The sequence below is a fragment of the Actinoallomurus spadix genome, from assembly GCF_024055725.1.
GTDB lineage: Bacteria > Actinomycetota > Actinomycetes > Streptosporangiales > Streptosporangiaceae > Actinoallomurus > Actinoallomurus spadix.
Window position 1 is genome coordinate 78,905 of the sequence record NZ_JAMXMX010000020.1, and the last position, 17,386, is coordinate 96,290.

Genomic DNA, 17,386 nt, shown 5'->3' on the forward strand with positions numbered 1-17,386 from the left:
ACGTCTCCGAGTGTGATCTGATCCATGTGACATCCTTGGAATCGGCCGGCATTTCCTCGGACCTTACGAGCGGCCCCGGTTCGCGCGGTATCCGTCACGTGACCGCACCTGCGCGCCCGGCCCGGGACCGGCGGGCTTGTAGCCTGAGACGCAGGCAGGGCGGCTCCGATCGGGGAGCCGAGAGGGCCATATCCCCGGGAGACTCCGTGGACGAGCACGCAGGCGACCTCGGCCCGGTCACGAGACCGGAGCCGGATCCGGGGGAGCCGATCGTCGGCCGGGACGCTGAGCTGGCCCGCCTCTCCCACGCCGCGGACCCGGCGTCGGCCGACCGGGTCCTCATGCTGGTCGGGGACCTGGGCACCGGGAAGAGCGCGCTGCTGAGGCACACGATGCGCCGGGCCGAGGCCGGCGGTGCCCGCGTACTGCACGCCGAGGGAAGCGAGTCGGAGTCGGACCTGGCGTTCGCCGCCCTGCATCAGCTGCTGCGGCCCGTACTGGCCGAGGCGGACGGACTACCGGACCGGCAGCGTGCCGTGCTCCTGGACGCCTTCGGCATGGGGCCGGACACGCTCCGGCATTCGGGGACACCCGAGCCCATGCTGATCGGAGTCGCCGTCCTGAGCCTGCTGTCGGCCGTGAGCGACGACCGTTCCGTGCTCGTGGTGCTGGACGACGCGCAGTGGTTCGACCGTGCCTCCCTGTCCGCACTGTCCTTCGCCGTCAGGCGGCTGGAGGGCGAACCGGTCACGACGCTGATCGGGGTCCGGGGCGGTGCTCCTCTCCCGGGATTCGACCGTCATGTGCCGGCGCTCACCCTGGGACCGCTCGACGACGCCTCGGCCGACCGGCTGCTGGACCTGCAGCCGGAGAGCCCCACCGGCCGCGTACGGGCGCGGATCCTCGACCAGGCGGGCGGCAACCCGCTGGCGCTGGTGGAGCTGACGAGGGCGGTCACCGCGCACGACGCGGCCACGGGGATGCCGCCCGCCGGTCCGCTTCCGCTCACCGATCACCTGGAGCAGATCTTCGCCGCCCGCCTGAACGGCCTTCCCCCCGCCACGACCCGGGCCCTGCTGCTCCTGGCCGCCATGGACAGCGCCGACTCCGCGATCGCCGTCTCGGCCGGGCTCCCGAACGCCGAGGACGAGACCTGGCTGCCCGCCGAGCAGGCCGCACTGATCCGGCGGGCCGGCCGTGACGTCCGGTTCCGTCACCCACTGATCCGGTCCGCCGTGTATCACGCGGCGTCCCTGGGCGCGCAGCGCGAGGCTCACCTCGCGCTGGCCGAGATGCTGCGGGACGAACCGGATCGGCGTGCCTGGCATCTGGCCGCCGCCAGCCCGGGTCCGGCCGCGGCCGTATCGGCGGAGCTCAGACGGACCGCCGACCGGGCCCGCCGGCGCGGCGGCCACGCGGCGGCGGCCAAGGCCCTCCAGCGCGCCGCGGAGCTCACGCCGCGGCGCGAGGAGAGCGCCCGCCTGCTGGTCGAAGCCGCAGAGGCGGCCGTGTTCACCGGAGACCTGCCCTGGGTCGAGGAACTGGTCGCCGCGGCACGCGCGCGCACGGACGACCGGGCGCTGCTGGTCTCCGCCGCCGTGCAGGCCGGACGGCTGGCGGTGCTGACCGGACGCCACAGCACGGTCTTCTCCCGGCTCACCGACCTCGCCGAGGAACTGGCGACCTCCCAGCCCGCCGTCGCGCTGGACCTCCTGGCCGGCGCCACCGTCGTCCGCTTCTACTCCGGGGAGGACGCCCAGCGGCACCGTGTCCAGGACCTCCTGCGGCGCCTGCCCGAGGACGCCGCGCACGCGGGCCTGCGCACCTGGGTGAGGGTCGTGTCGGACCCCTTCGACGACCGGGCCGGATCCCTTCGCCTGCTCGCGCGGTCGGCCGCCGACGCGGAGGCCAGGCCGGAGCAGCTGACGACCGTCGGAATCCTGGCGTGGCTCCTCGACGAGACCCCGCAGGCCGTCCGGGCCTTCGACGAGGCGTTCGACCGCTGGAGGCTGCAGGGACAACTGCCGGAAGGGCTGGGCGGCGCGGTCGGCTGGGCCTACGTGGAACGCGGCCGATGGGACCAGGCCCGTGAGGCCTGCGCCCGCACCACCGCGATCGGCTGGGCGGCCGGCCTCGACCACGCCGTGGCCTGCGCGGCCACCGTGGACGCCATCGTTCTGGCCTACCAGGGCGACGCGGAGGCGGCCCGGGCACGAGCCGAGGACGCGCTCACCCTCGTCGATCCGCTGGAGAGCCGGTCGGTCGCCGTCTACGCCCGTCGTGCGCTCGGCGCCGCGGCGGCCGCGGAAGGCGCGTACGACACCGCGTACGACCGGCTCCGCATGGTCTTCACGGCGGACGGCGCGCCCGTGCACTATCACGCCTCCTACCCGGCCCTCGCGGACCTGGCCGCCGCCGCGGTGCGCTGCGGCCGTCGCGAGGAGGCCCGCCTGATCGTCGAGCGTTCCGCGCGAGCGCTCGGGGAGAACGCCTCGCCCCGCCTGCGCGCGCTGATCAGCCGCGCCCGTGGCCTGCTGGCGGATCCCGAGGACGCCGAGCCGTACTTCCGCGCGGCCCTGGCGGATCCGGCACTGGAGCACTGGCCCTTCGAACGCGCCCAGAGCCTGCTCGACCTCGCCGAGTGGCTGCGGCGCCGCCGGCGCATCGCGGAGGCGCGGGTACCGCTCGCCGAGGCCCTGGAGACCTTCCGCCGCCTGGGCGCACGCCCGTGGATCGAGCGGGCCCGCGCCGAATCACGGGCCGCCGGCCTCGCCGTCACGGACTCGGCACCCGACGCGCTCGCCGAACTCTCCCCGCAACAACAGCAGATCATCAGGCTCGCCGCCCGCGGGCTGACCAACCGCGAGATCGGCGAGAAACTCTTCCTCTCCCCGCGCACGGTGGGCTCGCACCTGTACCGCAGCTTCCCCAAGCTGGGCATCACCGCCCGGTCCCAGCTGCGCGACCTCATCGAGGGCACACTCGCGACGGCCGGCCGGCGGGAGTGAGGGCCCGCCCGGTCGTGGAAGCAGTCACCTGACGCAGACCGCGTGCCATCCCGCCGGGACGAGACTGAGCGCGGGGGCGAGGAGCCGGTGACCTGCCAGGTGACCCGCCCCGTCATCCCGATGCCTCTCCCGGTGACGAAGGACGGAACTCCATGGCGGCCGCGAAGACAGCGTCGCTGCGGGACCGGTTCGCCGCCGCCGACCCGGGGCTGCTGCGGCTGACCGCCGGGCTCCGCGCCGTCCTCGGCCTCACTCTCACCCTGGCCGCGCTGACGGTGCTGGACCGGTCTCCGGTCGTGCTCCTGACCGGAGGTTTCACGGCGGTGGTCACCTCGCTGGCGATCAGCGACCCGCACCCCCGCGCCCAGATGCGCACCCTGCTCGCCGGGGTGCCCGTGACCCTCGCCGCCGTGACGGCCGGGGGCCTGCTGGCACCGGTCCCGCTCGTGTCGCGTACGGCCTTCCTCGCGCTGATCTTCGCCGCGGTCTACGCGCGCCGCTTCGGACGGCGCGGACTGGATCTCGGGATCTTCGCCTTCATGGGCTACTTCCTGTCCCAGTTCGCGAGGATCCAGCCCCACCAGCTCCCGCAGCTGACCGAGGCGTCGGCCGTCGCCTTCGCGGCGGCCGCGGTCACCCGTCTCTGCCTGGTGCCCGCGACGTCCCGCGGCATTCACCGGCGCCTCAGAGCGGCGTTCGACAGCCGCCTGTGCGACGCGCGGCGGGCCGCGTCGGGCCCGCCCGCAGGCGGCGCGCCCGGCGCCCGGGGACTCCAGCGACGTCTCGACCGGCTGCACGCCACCGCGCTGCTCCTCCGGGAGTTCCTGCAGGAGGCTCCGGCGGGGCTGCTCCACGACACGGCGGCGGAGCTCGAGCGGACGGCACGTGCGGACGCGACCGCTCAGCGCCTCGGCGCGCTCGCGATCCGCTCGTCGATCGTGTCGACGGCGTCCGTCGCCGACACGATGAGTCCGGCACCGGCGGACCGGGCGGAGCCGGGCCGGGAGGCGCTCCCGCCGGGCGCGCCGCGGTCTTCCGGCCCGTGGCGGCCTACGACGCGGCAGGCATTCCAGGCGACCGCCGCGGCCGCGCTCGCGATGGCCGGCGGGCAGCTGGCCGCCCCGCACCTGTGGTACTGGGCCGTGGCCACGGCGTGGGTCGTCTTCGTCAACGCCGAGCACACCGGGGACATCCTGCTGCAGAGCGTCCGGCGGCTGGCCGGCACCGTCGCCGGGGTGCCGTTCGGATACGGCCTCGCCGTCCTGGCCGCCGGGCGTACGACCGTGGCCCTGGCCCTCCTCCTCGCCTGCGTGTTCGGGATGTTCTACACCCCTTCCGGCAGCTACTGGGCGGTGGTCTTCTTCATCACCGGCTCGCTCGGCATGGTGCTCGCCGTCCTGCACACCCTCTCCCCGGAGCTGCTCGTCCTGCGCATCGAAGAGACCGTCCTGGGGGCGGGGTGCGGGATCCTGGCGGCCGCGCTGGTCGTCCCCACCAGCGTCCACACGGTCGCCGAGACGCGGCTGAGGAGGCTGCTCCGCATCCTCGAGCACGTCGCGTGCCGGGCGCCGCGCGCCGGCTCCCCCGAGCCCGCGCCCGATGTCCGCGATCTCGACCTTGCGCTGGAGGCATTCCGCGAGGCGTGCCGTCCCTTGGTGCATCCGCTCAATCCCCGCCGCGCCGAACGCGCCCGGGTCCGCCGTCTCCTCGAGCGGATGGAGGCCGCCTCCTTCCGCGCGCGGAGCCTCGCCACCGAGGCCGGGCCCGCGCGAGGCACGGCAACGACGCCTTCGTCTGGCAGGATGCACTGGGCCGATCCCGACCCACGACCGAAGGAGTCTCCATGGCCGGCACCGACAGCAGCAAGTACGAGGGATTCACGGCCGAAGAGCGGGCCGCGATGAAGGACCACGCTCAGGAGCAGAAGAAGGCGGCGCGTCGCGCCTCCGCCGCGGAGGCGGCGGCGGAGGCGGAGCGGGACGTGGTCGAGAAGATCGCCGGAATGAAGGACTCGGACCGGCTCATGGCCGAGCGGGTCCACACCCTGATCACCTCCAACGTCCCGGCCCTCGCGCCGAAGCTCTGGTACGGGATGCCCGCCTACGCGCTGGACGGCAAGGTCGTCTGCTTCTTCCAGCCCGCGGACAAGTTCAAGGCGCGCTACGCGACCCTCGGGTTCAACGACCCGGCGAAGCTCGACGAGGGCGAGATGTGGGCCACCAGTTACGCCGTGACCGAGCTGACCCCCGAGGTGGAGGCCCGGATCGTCGAGGTGGTCAAGCGCGCGGCGGGCTGAGAGGACGTACGGCGTGCCGGTGGACCGCGACACCGTCGCGCTCGACGACCCGGTGGGCGAGTCGCTCCGCGGCCACCACGCGCACCTCGCCCGCCGGCTCGGCCGGGCCGCGACCTACGAGCGGGAAGTGGCGACCTTCTCCGCTCTGTCCGCCGACCCGGACGGGGCGGAGTGGGCCGACCTCGCCCGGCTGCTCGGACGGGGCGAACTCGCCGACCTGTTCAGCCGCCCGGTGAGCCCGCCGCCGGACTGGGAGCCGGTCTTCGTCCTCGAAGGCCGGCAGATGCTCTGGCCCGGCGGCGACGGCACCGATCACCCGGCGGCCGGGACCGGCACCGGGGTGGTCGAGCTGGGCGCGGACAGTGTGCCCGAGATGCTGGACCTCGTCGCGCGGACCCGGCCGGGGCCGTTCTGGCCGCGTACGCGCGAACTCGGCACCTACCTCGGCATCCGTGAGAACGGCAGGCTGGTGGCGATGGCGGGTGAGCGGCTCCGGCCTCCGGGATGGGCCGAGATCAGTGCCGTGTGCACCGCACCCGAGGCGCGCGGGCGCGGGCACGCCGCCCGCCTGGTCCGTGCGCTCGTGGCGCGCGTCCTGGCCCGGAACGAGCGTCCCTTCCTCCACGTCGCCGAGGCGAACACGGGCGCGATCGCCCTCTACGAGCGGATCGGCTTCGAGACGCGCACGCGGGTGACCTTCCGCGGATTCCGCGTTCCCTGACGGCGCCACGGGCGATGACGTCACCGGCACCCGCCACGACGGCCTGATCAGCAGCCGTGGAAGCGGGCGTCGGCGGACCACCCGGTGTTGGCCCAGGACCGCGGGTCGGGCGGTGTGAAGCCGGGGAACAGCCTCGCCAGTTCGGTGAGCAGCCAGCCGGTGAAGCGGGCGGCGCCCTGCGGGCAGGTGTGGATGCCGTCGGTGCTGCGGTACGCCCTGCCGCCCTCGGCCCGCCGGTAGGTGCGGCCCCATACCGCGCCGGCGTCGAGGACGGCCGCGCGTCCCGAGGATCGGGCCGCGACCGCGCGTGCGGCGTCCGGGGTGCGGTTCAGGTCCGCCATGTGCGGCTTGTAGAAGTCATCGGGTCTGATCGGCGGCATGGTGACGAAGACGAGCTCGGCGCCGGACCTGGTCACCGTGGTCAGCAGCCTGCCGTAGGCGTCCTCCTGCTCCTGGCGACCGCCCCAGTCGTACGTGGTGATCTGGTAGATGACCACGGTGGGCCCGGCGGAGGCGATCTGCCCGGGCAGCGTTTTCCAGTGCTTGTCGGAGAACGGCCCCACGACGTTCCCGCCGCCGTCGGCGGCGATCGACCGGAACCCGACGCCGCCGGCCTTCAGCGCGGCGGCCAGCGGCAGCGCCTCGCCCGCGGCGATGGAGTCGCCGAGGAAGAGGACCTTGGACAGACCCAGGCCGGCGGATGCGCCGGTCGTGTTCGTCGCGCCGGTCGAGCCGGTCGCGGTGGGCGCGCCGTGGGAACAGGCGGCAGTCGGCAGAAGCAGGGCGGTCAGGGCGAGGACGACGCTCGATGCCCTGGCCGGTCCGGTGAGGAAGGTCCGTGTCCTGGTCATGGGACCGACGGTGCCGCGCTCGTGTCCCGGCGTCTCCGCCGTCGTGTCGCGATCATGTCGCAGAGATCCCGTCGAAGCCGCCGTGTCCGCCCGATGTCGTTCATGCTGGGCGTGTGGCGGCGATTCTGCTCATCGAGGACGACCCTCTGGTCCGGCGCGGGCTTCAGCTCGCGCTGCGCAGGCACGGCCATGACGTCCGTACGGCGGGCACCGGTGAGGACGGCCTCCGCGAGCTCCGCTCGGCCACGCCGGACCTGGTGGTGCTCGACCTCATGCTGCCGGGCATCGACGGGGTCGAGGTCTGCCGCCGCATCCGGGCGGCCGGCGAAGTGCCCGTGATCATCCTGACCGCGCGGGGTGACGACTTCGACGTGGTCGGTGGTCTGGAGGCGGGTGCGGACGACTACGTCGTCAAGCCGGCGCGGCCGACCGTGCTCGACGCGCGGATCCGCGCGGTGCTGCGCCGCAGCACCGGCACCTCCGACGGTGTACGAGTGCATCGCGACCTGCGCATCGACACCACGGCGCTCACGGTGTCGTTGCGCGGCGACCTGGTGACGCTGACGCCGACCGAGCTGCGGCTGCTGCTGACCCTGTCCCGGGCGCCCGGGCGGGTGTTCACCCGGCAGCGGTTGCTGGAGGAGGTGTGGGAGCAGGACTATCTCGGTGACTCACGGCTGGTCGACAACTGCGTGCAGCGGCTCCGGGCGAAGATCGAGACGGATCCGGCCGCGCCGGAGTACGTGCAGACCGTGCGCGGGTTCGGCTACCGGTTCGGGCCGGTATGACCGGGCGGCTGTGGCCGCGTGGCCTGCGCGCCCGGCTGTCGCTCACCTTTGTGCTGGTCACCGTGCTCGGCGCCGCCGCGGCGGCCTGGTCGAGCGCCGGATCGGCGAGCACCGCGCTGGTCACCTCGACGCAGCGGCGGCTCACCGAGAGCATCGCCGGCCAGATCGGCGCGACCACGCCCCAGCTGACCTACCCACCGGACCAGGCCGCGCTCGACCGGCTGCGGGCGGCCGTCGGCGCGAACACGCTGGTGACCTACCGCGACCTGCGGTCCGCGGACGGTGCCGAGACCGGGCTGGTCACCGAGGCGCTCCACACCGCCGTCCGCACCCGGGACCGTCTCGTCACGCAGCGGGTCACCGCGAGCGGCAGACCGTGGCTGCTGATCGGCACCCCGATCGTGATCACCGGGCCGGACGGCGCCCGCACTCCCTCCGGCATCGAGGTGTACGCCGTGCGCGACCTGACCGGCGTCGAGCGGCAGGTCGACGATCTCGCCTGGTCGGCGGCCGGTACGGCCGCGCTCGCGCTGCCGCCGGCGGTGCTCCTGGCGCTGCTGGCCGCGCGGAGCGTGCTGCGCCCGGTGCGCGAGCTCCGCGACACCGCGCGCCGGCTGGCCGCCGGTGACCTCGCCGCGCGGTCGCCGCCCCAGGGCGCCGACGAACTGGCCGAGCTGACCGTCACCGTGAACGAGATGGCCGAGTCGCTGCAGACCTCCATGGCCGCGATGCGGCGGATGCAGGCCGACGCGAGGAGGTTCGCCGCGGACGTCTCCCACGAGCTGCGCACCCCGCTGAGCACGCTGACGGCGGTGATGGAGGTCCTGGCGACCGCGGCCGCCGAGATGGAGGCGGACGCCCGCGAGTCCGCGCAGATGGCGATCACCGAGACCCACCGGCTGGTCCGGCTCGTGGAGGACCTGATGGAGGTGTCCCGCTTCGACGCCGGCACCGCCCGGCTGCGGCTGGAGGAGGTCGAGGTGGGCAACGCCGTACGGGACTGCCTGCGCGCCCGGGGATGGCTGGACCAGGTCGACCTGGCCGCGCCGGAGGAGATCCCGCTCCGGCTGGATCCGCGCCGGCTGGACGTGATCGTGGCCAACCTGGTCGGGAACGCGCTCCGGCACGGCGGACCACCGGTGCGCGTCAGCGTCTCGGCGACCCGGGAACAGGTGCGGATCGAGGTCGGTGACGGCGGGCCGGGCCTGCCCGAACACGTGCTGCCGCACGTGTTCGAACGCTTCTACAAGGCCGACGCCGCCCGCGTCCGTACCCCGGGCAGCGGGCTCGGCCTAGCCATCGCGCTCGAGAACGCCCGCCTGCACGGCGGTGACCTGACCGCGGGCAACGCGAGCGGCGGCGGCGCGCGTTTCGTGCTGCGACTGCCGCGGAAACGGGAGGACGGGTGAGACGGATCTGGCCGGTGGTGGCGGTGCTGGTCCTCGGCTCCTGCGGTGTCCGGCCGTCCGGGGTGACCGACGCGGGCAGGGCGCCGACGGGCGTCGCGCACGGGGTGACGCTGTACTTCGTCGACGCGCATGAGCGGCTCCGGCCGCAGTTCCGGCGAACCTACCGCCTGGGCACCGTTCCCGAGGCCGTCTCGTTGCTGCTGTTCGGGGTGGGCGACTCGGACCTGCACACGGAGATCGCGTCGGTCGCGGGGCCCCGGATTCTGGCGACCACCGGCCCGGGGCTGATCCAGCTGAGGGTGCCGCTGGCGCTCCGTGAGGTGACGCCGCTGGGCATCGACCAGATCGTGTGCACCGCACTCGGCGTCCACGTGCAGAGCGGCGGGTCGAGGAGGACGAGGGTGCAGGTCCGCTTCACGCTGTCCACCCACGAGTCGGAGAAGCGACGGACCTGTCCGCTGATCCGGTGATCGGGGATCAGGCGATCACCTGAGGTTCGTGAGGTCGACCGTGGGCGGGGCCGGGACGGGCAGCGCCCACCACAGCACCGCCAGTCCGGCCATGACCGCCGCGAAGGCGACCGCCCCGCTCCGCCCCCGCGCCCACCCGGCGCGGAACCGGATCGGGTCCTCGACCAGGTACTTCGACAGCGCGGCCAGTCCGATCGAGACGGCGCACACCAGCGCCGTACGGGTCCACCCGCCGAGTCCCGTCCGCTGCGGGGAGAGCAGCACGAAGACGGGCCAATGCCACAGGTACAGGCCGTAGGAGATCAGTCCGAGCCACCGCAGCGGCGGCCGGGCGAGAACCCGGGCGACCGGCGTTCGCGGTGCCTGCGCGCACAGCCCGACCAGCAGCGCGGAGGCCAGCGAGTGGACGAAGAGCCCACCGGTGAACAGGGCGGGCGAGTCCACGCCGTCGACGAGCCACCACGCCACGCCGAGCCCGGCCGCCAGCGACACCGACGCCGCCCCCGCCCCCCGGCCCGCCACGCGGGCGAGGACGGCGCGCAGTGGCGGAGTGGCGACCATGGCCCCCAGCAGCAACGAGAACGCCCGGGTGTCGGTGCCGGTGTAGACGCGGGTCGGGTCCGCCGGATCGGCGAGCGCGACCATCAGCACGAGGGAGACGGCCGAGCCCACGGCCGCCGTCACCGCGACCCGGTGTCCCGCCCGCCCTCCGCCTCGGGCGGTGAGCAGCAGGAGCACCGGCCACACCAGGTAGAACTGCTCCTCGACCGCGATGCTCCACAGGTGCTCGAACACCCGGGCCGCGCCGAACCGGTCCCAGTAGCTCGCCGACTCCGCGAGCAGGTGCCAGTTGACCAGGTTCAGCTGCACCCAGGGACCGTCCGCGCGTGTGGTGCGCACCAGGTCCGGCGGCCCCACCGCCCGGACCAGCACGGTGACACCGGCCAGCATGGCCGCCAGCGCGGGCAGCAGCCGGCGGATCCGCCTGCCCCAGAAGGCGACCGGCGAGACGGTGCCGGTCGCCTCGACCTCCCGCAGCAGCAGGCCGGTGATGAGGTGACCGGACAGGGCGAAGAACAGGTCCACGCCGAGGAAACCACCGGACAGGTGCCCGGTGTGGAACAGCAGCACTCCGATGATCGCGACCCCGCGCAGCCCGTCCAGCGCGGGCAGGTGCGGCCTGCGCCCGATGGCCCGGGAAGCGTCACCGGTGGGCCGAGCGTCGTTGGTCGGTGCAACTCGCGTCATGGCGACGACGGTGCCGGGCCCGTGTCGAGGCATCGTCCCCGCCAGGTCGCAGGTTCGTCGTAATCGTGAGCCGCGACGGGGCGGCGTCCTCAACGATTAAGATCAACTTCGCGCTCGACTCGGCCGATGAGGAGTTCGCCGCCGAGGTCTCGCGCCATCCGGTGTTCGCCGTGCTCCCCGGCACCGCCGACGCGTAGCCGCCGCCCGTTGCGACCGGCGGCCGGTCAGCGCGGGCGGTCGCGTTCGAGGAGCAACGCCAGGGTGGGACAGTCCGCCACCGCGCGGCGTGCCAGCGGCAGCAGCCGGTCCGGCACGGGGCCGATGATCGGGTAGCCCCATTCGTCCAGGTCGATCGCCTCCGGGAGGAGCTCGGCGCACAGGCCGTGCGCCGTACAGGCGATCGGGTCGACCCTCAGGCGCCAGGACATCGTCACCACTCCTCGGGGATCGGCAGGACCGGCGGCCACTGGGCGAGCAGGCAGCCCTCCGCGTGCGCGTGGACCCGCAGGTGCCGTCCGAAGACGCGCAGGGCGCTGGCCGCGAACCGTACGGCGCCGTCCGGGTGACGGCAGGCGCCGCGCCCGGGGATGACCGAGAGCCGCCGGTCGAGCCGGCGGTACAGCTCCGTGCTCACCCGGCACGCCGCGAGTTCGGCGAAGTCCGCGGCGATGGCGGGCAGCCCGTGGACGCAGGGGCCGCACTGCCCGGCGGTCTGCGCGGCCAGCCACGCGAGGACCCGCGCGGACTCCGCCACCCCGCAGGCCCGTTCGGGGAGGGCGACCAGGATGCCCGGTCCGAGCGCGAGGCCGGCGGCCCGGAACGCCGACGGCGTCGTTGGCAGGCCCAGCAGGTCCGGTGGTAGCCAGGTGCCGCCGTATCCGCCGGCCAGTACGGCCTGCAGCGGCTCGGACGGGCCGCCGGCCAGGCGCAGGACCTCGCCGACCGGTGTGCCGAGCGGCGCCTCGACCACGCCGGGGCGGGCGACGACGCCCGACACCGTGAACAGGGCCGTGCCCGGTGCCTCCGGGGTGCCGCACGAGCGGAACCACGCGGGGCCGTGCCGCGCGATCAGGGCGATGTGCGCGTAGGTCTCGGCGTTGCTGACGAGCGTCGGCCGTCCGCCTACGCCGCGTTCGAAGGGGCGGGGCGGCGTGAAGAGCGGCCGGGCGTCGCCCGCGTCGAGCCAGTGGACCAGGGCGGTCTCCTCGCTGGCGACGTAGCGGGGCGGTACGGCGGTCACCCGCATCGGCACCGGCGCCGGCCGGGCCGCCTCGCGCTCGGCGATCGCCCGCCGGACCGTGTCCGCGAGGGTGGCGGCACCGTCTCGCCGTACGGCGGTCTGCGGGTCCTTCCCGGTGCCGGCGTCCGGCTCGGCGTGCACGCAGACGACGATCTCGCGTGCGCCGACGGCGCCGGCGGCGAGCACGGCCCCGTCCAGGACCAGGTGCGGGGCGACCGTCAGCAGCGCGCGGTCCTTGCCGCTGGCCGGCTCGCCTTCGGCGGCGTTGACGACCACCACGGCGGCCCGTCGGCCGGCCGCCACCGAGCGGAGCTTGCGGCCGGTCGGAAAGCCGCCGCCGCCCCGGCCGGTCAGCCCGGACTCCTCGACGGCCTGGATCAACGCGGCGCCCGCCGTGGCCGGCGGCGCGCCGTACTGGACCAGGTGGTCCTCCAGCCCCGCCCGCCGGCCCAGCGCGTGGTATCCGGCGAGGAGCCGTACGGTGTGCGGCGCCGCGGTTCCCGTGGTCACTCCTCGTCCCCTCCCTCGTCGCCGTCCCCGTCGTCGTCGCGGTCCCCGGCAGGTGGCGTGGCCCGCGTCGATCGCGGGGCCGGCGTGTTCCCGGTCGTTCCCGTACTCGCCTTCGTGTCCGGGGTGCCGGCGTTCCCGAGCAGCGAGGCGGGGGTGCCGGCGCGCCGGGCCCAGCCACCGGCCAGCGGGCCGGACACGGTCCAGGCGCCGACGGCCAGGACCGCCACGAGTGTCAGCAGCCCGGCGCCGGCGCGCAGACCCGCGTTGCCGGAGCCACCGGCCGCCAGCCGCCAGGCCACGGCGGCGAGTGCGGCGGCGGCGCAGACCCCGGCGAGCATGAGGAACAGCGAGGACCGGACGTCCGACCCGGTGCCGAGCGCGTGCACGAAGGCCGCGAGCCAGCAGGCGTACGCCGCCCAGTGCAGCGCCTTCCAGCGCCGGAAGCCGAGCCTCGTCCGCAGGAGGCTCGTCGCGGTGAGGACGGCCAGCAGGTCGAACGCGACGGTGCCCAGGCCCAGCCAGATCGGCCGGTACGCCGAGCCGAACGGCACGACGACGTCGGTCACGGTGATCGGCGCGTAGGAGTCGGCGACCGTCGTCGCGATGTGCACGGCGAGGAAGCCCAGGGCGGCCAGAGTGAGGGTGCGGTGCAGCCCGGCGAGCACGAACCGGGGCGCGCGCCGCCCGCCGACGCGGAGAGCCGACAGGACGCCGAGCGTCAGCACGATCGTGAGGAACAGCAGGGCGACCTCACCGGTCGCGCGCGTGGAGTACCAGAGGAGGTTCATCCCGCCCGCCCCCCGCTCGTGATCGCGACCGGTGTCTCCTCGGGCCAGCCGGCCAGGGCGAACGCGTGCCCGTCGAGACGGACCAGGCGGGCGGGCAGCCGTTGGTCGACCAGCCACGTGCCCGCGGACCAGCCCTTGACCAGGGCCGCGGTCGCGGCGGCGTTCGCGTCGACGCAGGTGGCCGCCGCGACGCTGGCCGTACGCCAGCAGGAGGCGGCGGGGATGCCGGTCGCCGGGTCGATGATGTGGTGGAGTCGCTGGTCTCCGCGCCGCCAGCGCCGTACGGTCACCGATGAGGTCGCCAGGCCGCCCGCGCTGATCACGACGTCCTGGCCGGGGGCGTCTCCCGGGCCGTTGTCGCGGTGGTCGTCGGTCACGCGGATCCGCCAGCCGCCCTCGGGCGGCGGCCCGCCGACCGCGATGTCGCCGCCCAGCCCGACGAGCACCCCGCAGCCGGTGTCGGCGAGGGCTCGTTCGGCGGCCCGGTCGGCGGCCAGCGCCTTCGCGGTCGCGCCCAGGTCCAGCAGTACGCCGCGCGGCAGCCGTACGACCCGGCCGTCGAGGTGCACCGTGCGCCAGCCGGCGACGCGCCGCCGGACCAGGCGCGGTGCCGGGCCGCCGCCGCGTACCTCCGCGAGGTCCCGGTCGTACCCGGCGGCGACCAGCGCGGCCCCGACGGTGGGGTCGACCGCGCCGCCGGTCGCCTCGGCCACGTCCAGGGCCCGCCGCAGCGTCTCGGCGAACAGGGCGGACACCTCGACCGGCCGCCCGCCGGCGGCGTTGACCCGCGACAGCTCCGAGTCGGCGCGGAACCGGTCGCACGCCGCGCCCATCGCCGTGAGCTCGGCGTCGAGGGCGGCGCGCGCCGCGTCGAGGCGCCTCGGGTCGGTGACGAGGAGCCGCGCCGTCGTCCCCCAGACGGGGAAGCCGACCGCGCCCGTCATCAGGAGCCGCCCGAGGTGGTGTGCGCCGGCCTCCTGACCGGGGTGCTCGGCGGCGCGGCCGGTGCGGTGGCGGGCGGAGTGAGGCGGGGACGGTGGGTGCGGTGCGGTCTCGCGGAGCCGTCCGGTGACGGGCTGGTGGCCGGCGGCGCGGACGGCTCCGAGGACACCGGGGCCTCCGGGCCGCCGTCCGCACGGTCGGCGGCCTGTCCCGGCAGCAGGTGCGCCAGGCCGGCGGCCAGCAGGCCGGACAGGACGATGCCGACGCCGACCGCCCGGCGGGTCCAGGCCGCCACCTGGTTCAGGCCCGCGTCGCGACGGCGCCGGCGCGAACGTTCGGGGTGCTGCATCTCTCATCCCCCTCGATGTGCGCTCAGGTTCCGAGTCTCGTCGGCGGGATGTTCGAGAGCTGTGCCTGAAATGTGAAGAAGTCGTTCATCCTTCAGGGGCGGTCGCCGTGCTCGGAGGAGGAGGTCGCGACGCCATGCCAGGCGGCCTTGGCGCCGCTGTGGCCGATGCGCGCCACCTGGACGCCGCTGGCCACCGCGCCGACGACCGCGACGACCGCGGCGGCGACGGTCAGGTACCGGCCCCACTGCACGGTCCGCCGGGCGGAGTACCAGCGCACGAACACCATGACGGCCAGGCCCAGCCAGAGCAGGCCGGCGAAGGGCAGCAGGCCGTCGGCCATCTCGGTGTGCCGTTCGACGAGCGACGTCCGCTTGACGTGGTCCTCCAGCAGTTCGCCGGTGTGCGTGGCGAGCGGGACGGAGAGCAGGGCCAGCGTCGCCACCGCGAGGACCAGGGAGGCGTACCGTTCGCGGGCGGCCGGCCAGACGGCGACCACGATCGCGCCCAGGGCGGCCAGCGGGATGAGGACCACCACCGCGTGGATGACGAGGGGGTGGGCGGGCAGTCCCATGATGGTGGAGAACATGATCGTCCTTCGGGGAGGGAGGTCTCGGCCGGGGATGCGTGCTCCACTGTCGCCGGTCATGACTGAGTAAGGATCAAGGAGAATGTTCAGAAGTCGTTCAGATCGGGTCCCCGGTCGTACCGTGAAGGCGTGACCGACACGCCGGTGCGGATCCTGATCGTCGAGGACGACCCGGGGATCTCCGCCTCCCTCCAGCGGGGCCTGACCCGCGCGGGATACGACGCGTCCGCCGTGAGCACGGCCGCGGAGGCGCTGGCCGCCGGCCCCTCCGACGTCGTCCTCCTCGACCTCGGCCTGCCCGACGCCGACGGCACCGAGCTGTGCGGCACGCTCCGGCGGCGGTCCGACAGCGCCATCCTGGTGATCACCGCTCGTGGTGAGGAACCCGACCGCGTCGCCGCGCTGGACGCGGGTGCCGACGACTACATCGTCAAGCCGTTCGGGTTCGCCGAGCTGATGGCGCGGATCCGGGCGGTGCTGCGCCGCAGCAGGCTGACCGAGACGCATCTGCTCCGGCACGGCTCGCTGACCATCGACACGCGTACGCGCCGGGTGACGTCCGGGGGCGCCGAGGTCTCCCTCACCCCCACCGAGTTCGACATCCTCGAGTGCCTCGCCACCGACCCGGGACGGGTGGTGAGCCGCCAGGAGATCCTCGAACGCGTGTGGAACACCCACTGGTACGGCCCGACGCGCGTGCTCGACGTCCACATCGCGGCGCTGCGCCGCAAGCTGGGCGACCCGTCGGCCATCCAGACCGTGTACGCCCGGGGCTTCCGGCTCGGGGACCCCGGGTGACCAGCCGCATCCTCGCGGCGTTCCTCGTCCTGACCGGCGGGCTGATCATCGGCGCGCTGCTGCCGCTGGGGTACACCATCGCCGGTCAGTACCGCCACGATTACGAGAGCGGCACGCTCGAGCTGGCCCGTGCGATGGCGAGCACGGCCGAGGAGGGGGTCGAGGACCACGATGGCGCGGCCGGCCTGCCGGACCGGCTGGCGGCGGTGCGACACGGGGTCGAGGGCGGCGACCGGACCGTGGTCACCGTCGTCGACCGGAAGGGCCGGATCATCGTCGGACGCGACACCGGCCTGTACACGCCCGGCCGCGCCGCCGTCGGCCTGCGCGGCCAGAGCCGCGTCTCCGAGCTCGGCGACCGCCTGCTGGCGATCGTCCCGGTCGGCGTCGAGGACGAGCGGGTGAAGGGCACGGTGCTGCTGACCCGGCCGCTCGCCCCCCTGCGGGACCGGGTGGACCGGCTGTGGACGCGGCTCGGCGTCGTCGCGTTCCTCGCGGTCGTCACCGCCGTCGTCCTCGCCGTCTACCTCGCCAGGTGGGTCGGCCGTCCCCTGCGCCGGCTGGGCGTGGCCGCCGAGGCCCTCGGCGCCGGTGACCTGGCGGCGCGCGCCGAGCCGCCACGCCGCCCGCCGGAGGTGCGCGGCCTGGCCGAGCGGTTCAACGTGATGGCGGCCCGCCTGGAGAACCTGATCTACGACAGCCGCGCCGTGCTCGCGGACGTCTCCCACCAGCTCCGCACGCCGCTGTCGGCGCTGCGGCTGCGCATGGAACTCCTCGCGGAGGAGGCCAGGTCCGGCGGAGGCCAGGCGGACGTCGCCGAGTTCGAGGCGGCCCTGGAGGAGCTGAGCCGTCTGAGCCGCATGGTCGACGGGCTCCTCGCCGTGGCCCGGGCGGAGAACACCACGACGCCTCCCCAGTCCATCCCGGTCACCGAGCTGCTGCGCGATCGCGTGGACGCCTGGCGGCCGGTCGCGGCCGAACGCGGCGTCGAACTCATCCTGAAAGCGGGCGCGCCCCTGACCGCGATGCTGGGCCCCGGCCGCCTCGAACAGGCCATCGACAACCTGGTGGACAACGCGCTCACCGCGACGTCGAAGGGCGGCCACGTGTGGATCGGCGCGGGCCGCGCCGGGCACCGGGTCCGCGTGATCGTCGCGGACGACGGTCCCGGCATGTCACCGGAGGCGATGGCCGAGGCGTTCCGCAGGTTCCGTACCGGACGGGCGGGCGGCACCGGCCTGGGCCTGCCCATCGTCCACCGGCTGATCACCGCCGACGGCGGAGACGTGACACTGTCCGAGACGCCCGGCGGAGGGCTCACCGTCACCCTGGACCTGCCCACGACGAGATGACGGCGGCGGCCGTCACGGTGCGTGCACCG

At 74.7% G+C, this 17,386-nt stretch carries 18 protein-coding genes; 10 read left to right on the forward strand and 8 right to left on the reverse strand.

Annotated features, from left to right (window positions below):
• Positions 1-206 precede the first annotated feature (206 nt).
• The 4 genes from NE235_RS26435 (at position 207) to NE235_RS38345 (ending at position 6,025) form a co-directional block, all read left to right on the forward strand.
• Positions 207-3,008 (forward strand): helix-turn-helix transcriptional regulator, encoded by a 2,802-nt coding sequence (locus NE235_RS26435; protein WP_252807684.1) that lies wholly within the window; start codon positions 207-209, stop codon positions 3,006-3,008.
• Positions 3,009-3,160: 152 nt separating this feature from the next.
• A complete protein-coding gene (locus NE235_RS26440; RefSeq protein ID WP_252807686.1) occupies positions 3,161-4,912 on the forward strand; it encodes an FUSC family protein in 1,752 nt (583 codons plus the stop codon).
• Positions 4,852-5,304 carry an iron chaperone gene (locus NE235_RS26445; protein ID WP_252807688.1) on the forward strand — a complete coding sequence of 151 codons (453 nt, stop codon included), beginning with the start codon at positions 4,852-4,854 and terminating at the stop codon, positions 5,302-5,304. The genes NE235_RS26440 and NE235_RS26445 overlap by 61 nt, the downstream gene beginning before the upstream one ends.
• Positions 5,305-5,317: 13 nt before the next feature.
• The gene (locus tag NE235_RS38345; protein ID WP_252807691.1) at positions 5,318-6,025 is read left to right on the forward strand and encodes a GNAT family N-acetyltransferase; all 708 of its coding nucleotides are present in this window, start codon (positions 5,318-5,320) and stop codon (positions 6,023-6,025) included.
• Between the two features lie 47 nt (positions 6,026-6,072).
• On the opposite strand, the gene NE235_RS26455 is transcribed toward NE235_RS38345, so the two are convergent.
• Complete coding sequence (locus NE235_RS26455) at positions 6,073-6,876, reverse strand: SGNH/GDSL hydrolase family protein (RefSeq protein ID WP_252807693.1); 804 nt, start codon at positions 6,874-6,876, stop codon at positions 6,073-6,075.
• Positions 6,877-6,989: 113 nt separating this feature from the next.
• Here NE235_RS26455 and NE235_RS26460 point away from each other — a divergent pair, with 113 nt between their 5' ends.
• The 3 genes from NE235_RS26460 to NE235_RS26470 are packed head-to-tail and all read left to right on the forward strand — an operon-like array spanning position 6,990 to position 9,543.
• Entirely contained in the window at positions 6,990-7,664 is a 675-nt protein-coding gene (locus NE235_RS26460) for a response regulator (RefSeq protein ID WP_252807695.1), read from the forward strand.
• Positions 7,661-9,073, forward strand: a complete 1,413-nt coding sequence (locus tag NE235_RS26465) for a sensor histidine kinase (protein ID WP_252807697.1) — start codon at positions 7,661-7,663, stop codon at positions 9,071-9,073. The genes NE235_RS26460 and NE235_RS26465 overlap by 4 nt, the downstream gene beginning before the upstream one ends.
• A complete protein-coding gene (locus NE235_RS26470) occupies positions 9,070-9,543 on the forward strand; it encodes a hypothetical protein (RefSeq protein ID WP_252807699.1) in 474 nt (157 codons plus the stop codon). Before NE235_RS26465 ends, NE235_RS26470 begins: the two co-directional genes overlap by 4 nt.
• Before the next feature lie 15 nt (positions 9,544-9,558).
• Here NE235_RS26470 and NE235_RS26475 read toward each other — a convergent pair whose 3' ends face one another.
• A complete protein-coding gene (locus tag NE235_RS26475) occupies positions 9,559-10,791 on the reverse strand; it encodes an acyltransferase family protein (protein WP_252807701.1) in 1,233 nt (410 codons plus the stop codon).
• Positions 10,792-10,856: 65 nt separating this feature from the next.
• Here NE235_RS26475 and NE235_RS37715 point away from each other — a divergent pair, with 65 nt between their 5' ends.
• Complete coding sequence (locus NE235_RS37715) at positions 10,857-10,988, forward strand: hypothetical protein (RefSeq protein ID WP_289849238.1); 132 nt, start codon at positions 10,857-10,859, stop codon at positions 10,986-10,988.
• Between the two features lie 27 nt (positions 10,989-11,015).
• On the opposite strand, the gene NE235_RS26480 is transcribed toward NE235_RS37715, so the two are convergent.
• The 6 genes from NE235_RS26480 to NE235_RS26505 form a co-directional block, all read right to left on the reverse strand.
• Positions 11,016-11,219, reverse strand: a complete 204-nt coding sequence (locus NE235_RS26480; RefSeq protein WP_252807704.1) for a ferredoxin — start codon at positions 11,217-11,219, stop codon at positions 11,016-11,018.
• 2 nt (positions 11,220-11,221) lie between these two features.
• On the reverse strand, positions 11,222-12,541 hold the full coding sequence (locus NE235_RS26485) for an NADH-ubiquinone oxidoreductase-F iron-sulfur binding region domain-containing protein (RefSeq protein WP_252807706.1): 1,320 nt from the start codon (positions 12,539-12,541) through the stop codon (positions 11,222-11,224).
• Positions 12,538-13,329, reverse strand: a complete 792-nt coding sequence (locus NE235_RS26490) for a ferric reductase-like transmembrane domain-containing protein (protein ID WP_252807708.1) — start codon at positions 13,327-13,329, stop codon at positions 12,538-12,540. Before NE235_RS26490 ends, NE235_RS26485 begins: the two co-directional genes overlap by 4 nt.
• Positions 13,326-14,273 carry an FAD:protein FMN transferase gene (locus tag NE235_RS26495; RefSeq protein ID WP_252807710.1) on the reverse strand — a complete coding sequence of 316 codons (948 nt, stop codon included), beginning with the start codon at positions 14,271-14,273 and terminating at the stop codon, positions 13,326-13,328. The genes NE235_RS26490 and NE235_RS26495 overlap by 4 nt, the downstream gene beginning before the upstream one ends.
• Positions 14,273-14,620: a hypothetical protein gene (locus NE235_RS26500; RefSeq protein WP_252807712.1), complete on the reverse strand. Its 348-nt coding sequence runs from the start codon at positions 14,618-14,620 to the stop codon at positions 14,273-14,275. Before NE235_RS26500 ends, NE235_RS26495 begins: the two co-directional genes overlap by 1 nt.
• A 92-nt stretch (positions 14,621-14,712) precedes the next feature.
• The gene (locus tag NE235_RS26505) at positions 14,713-15,207 is read right to left on the reverse strand and encodes a DUF2231 domain-containing protein (protein WP_252807714.1); all 495 of its coding nucleotides are present in this window, start codon (positions 15,205-15,207) and stop codon (positions 14,713-14,715) included.
• Between the two features lie 129 nt (positions 15,208-15,336).
• Here NE235_RS26505 and NE235_RS26510 point away from each other — a divergent pair, with 129 nt between their 5' ends.
• Both NE235_RS26510 and NE235_RS26515 read left to right on the forward strand, forming a co-directional pair.
• Positions 15,337-16,005, forward strand: coding sequence for a response regulator transcription factor (locus NE235_RS26510; protein WP_252807716.1), 669 nt, complete (start codon positions 15,337-15,339; stop codon positions 16,003-16,005).
• Positions 16,002-17,357: a sensor histidine kinase gene (locus NE235_RS26515; RefSeq protein WP_252807717.1), complete on the forward strand. Its 1,356-nt coding sequence runs from the start codon at positions 16,002-16,004 to the stop codon at positions 17,355-17,357. The genes NE235_RS26510 and NE235_RS26515 overlap by 4 nt, the downstream gene beginning before the upstream one ends.
• The last annotated feature ends 29 nt before the right edge of the window (positions 17,358-17,386 follow it).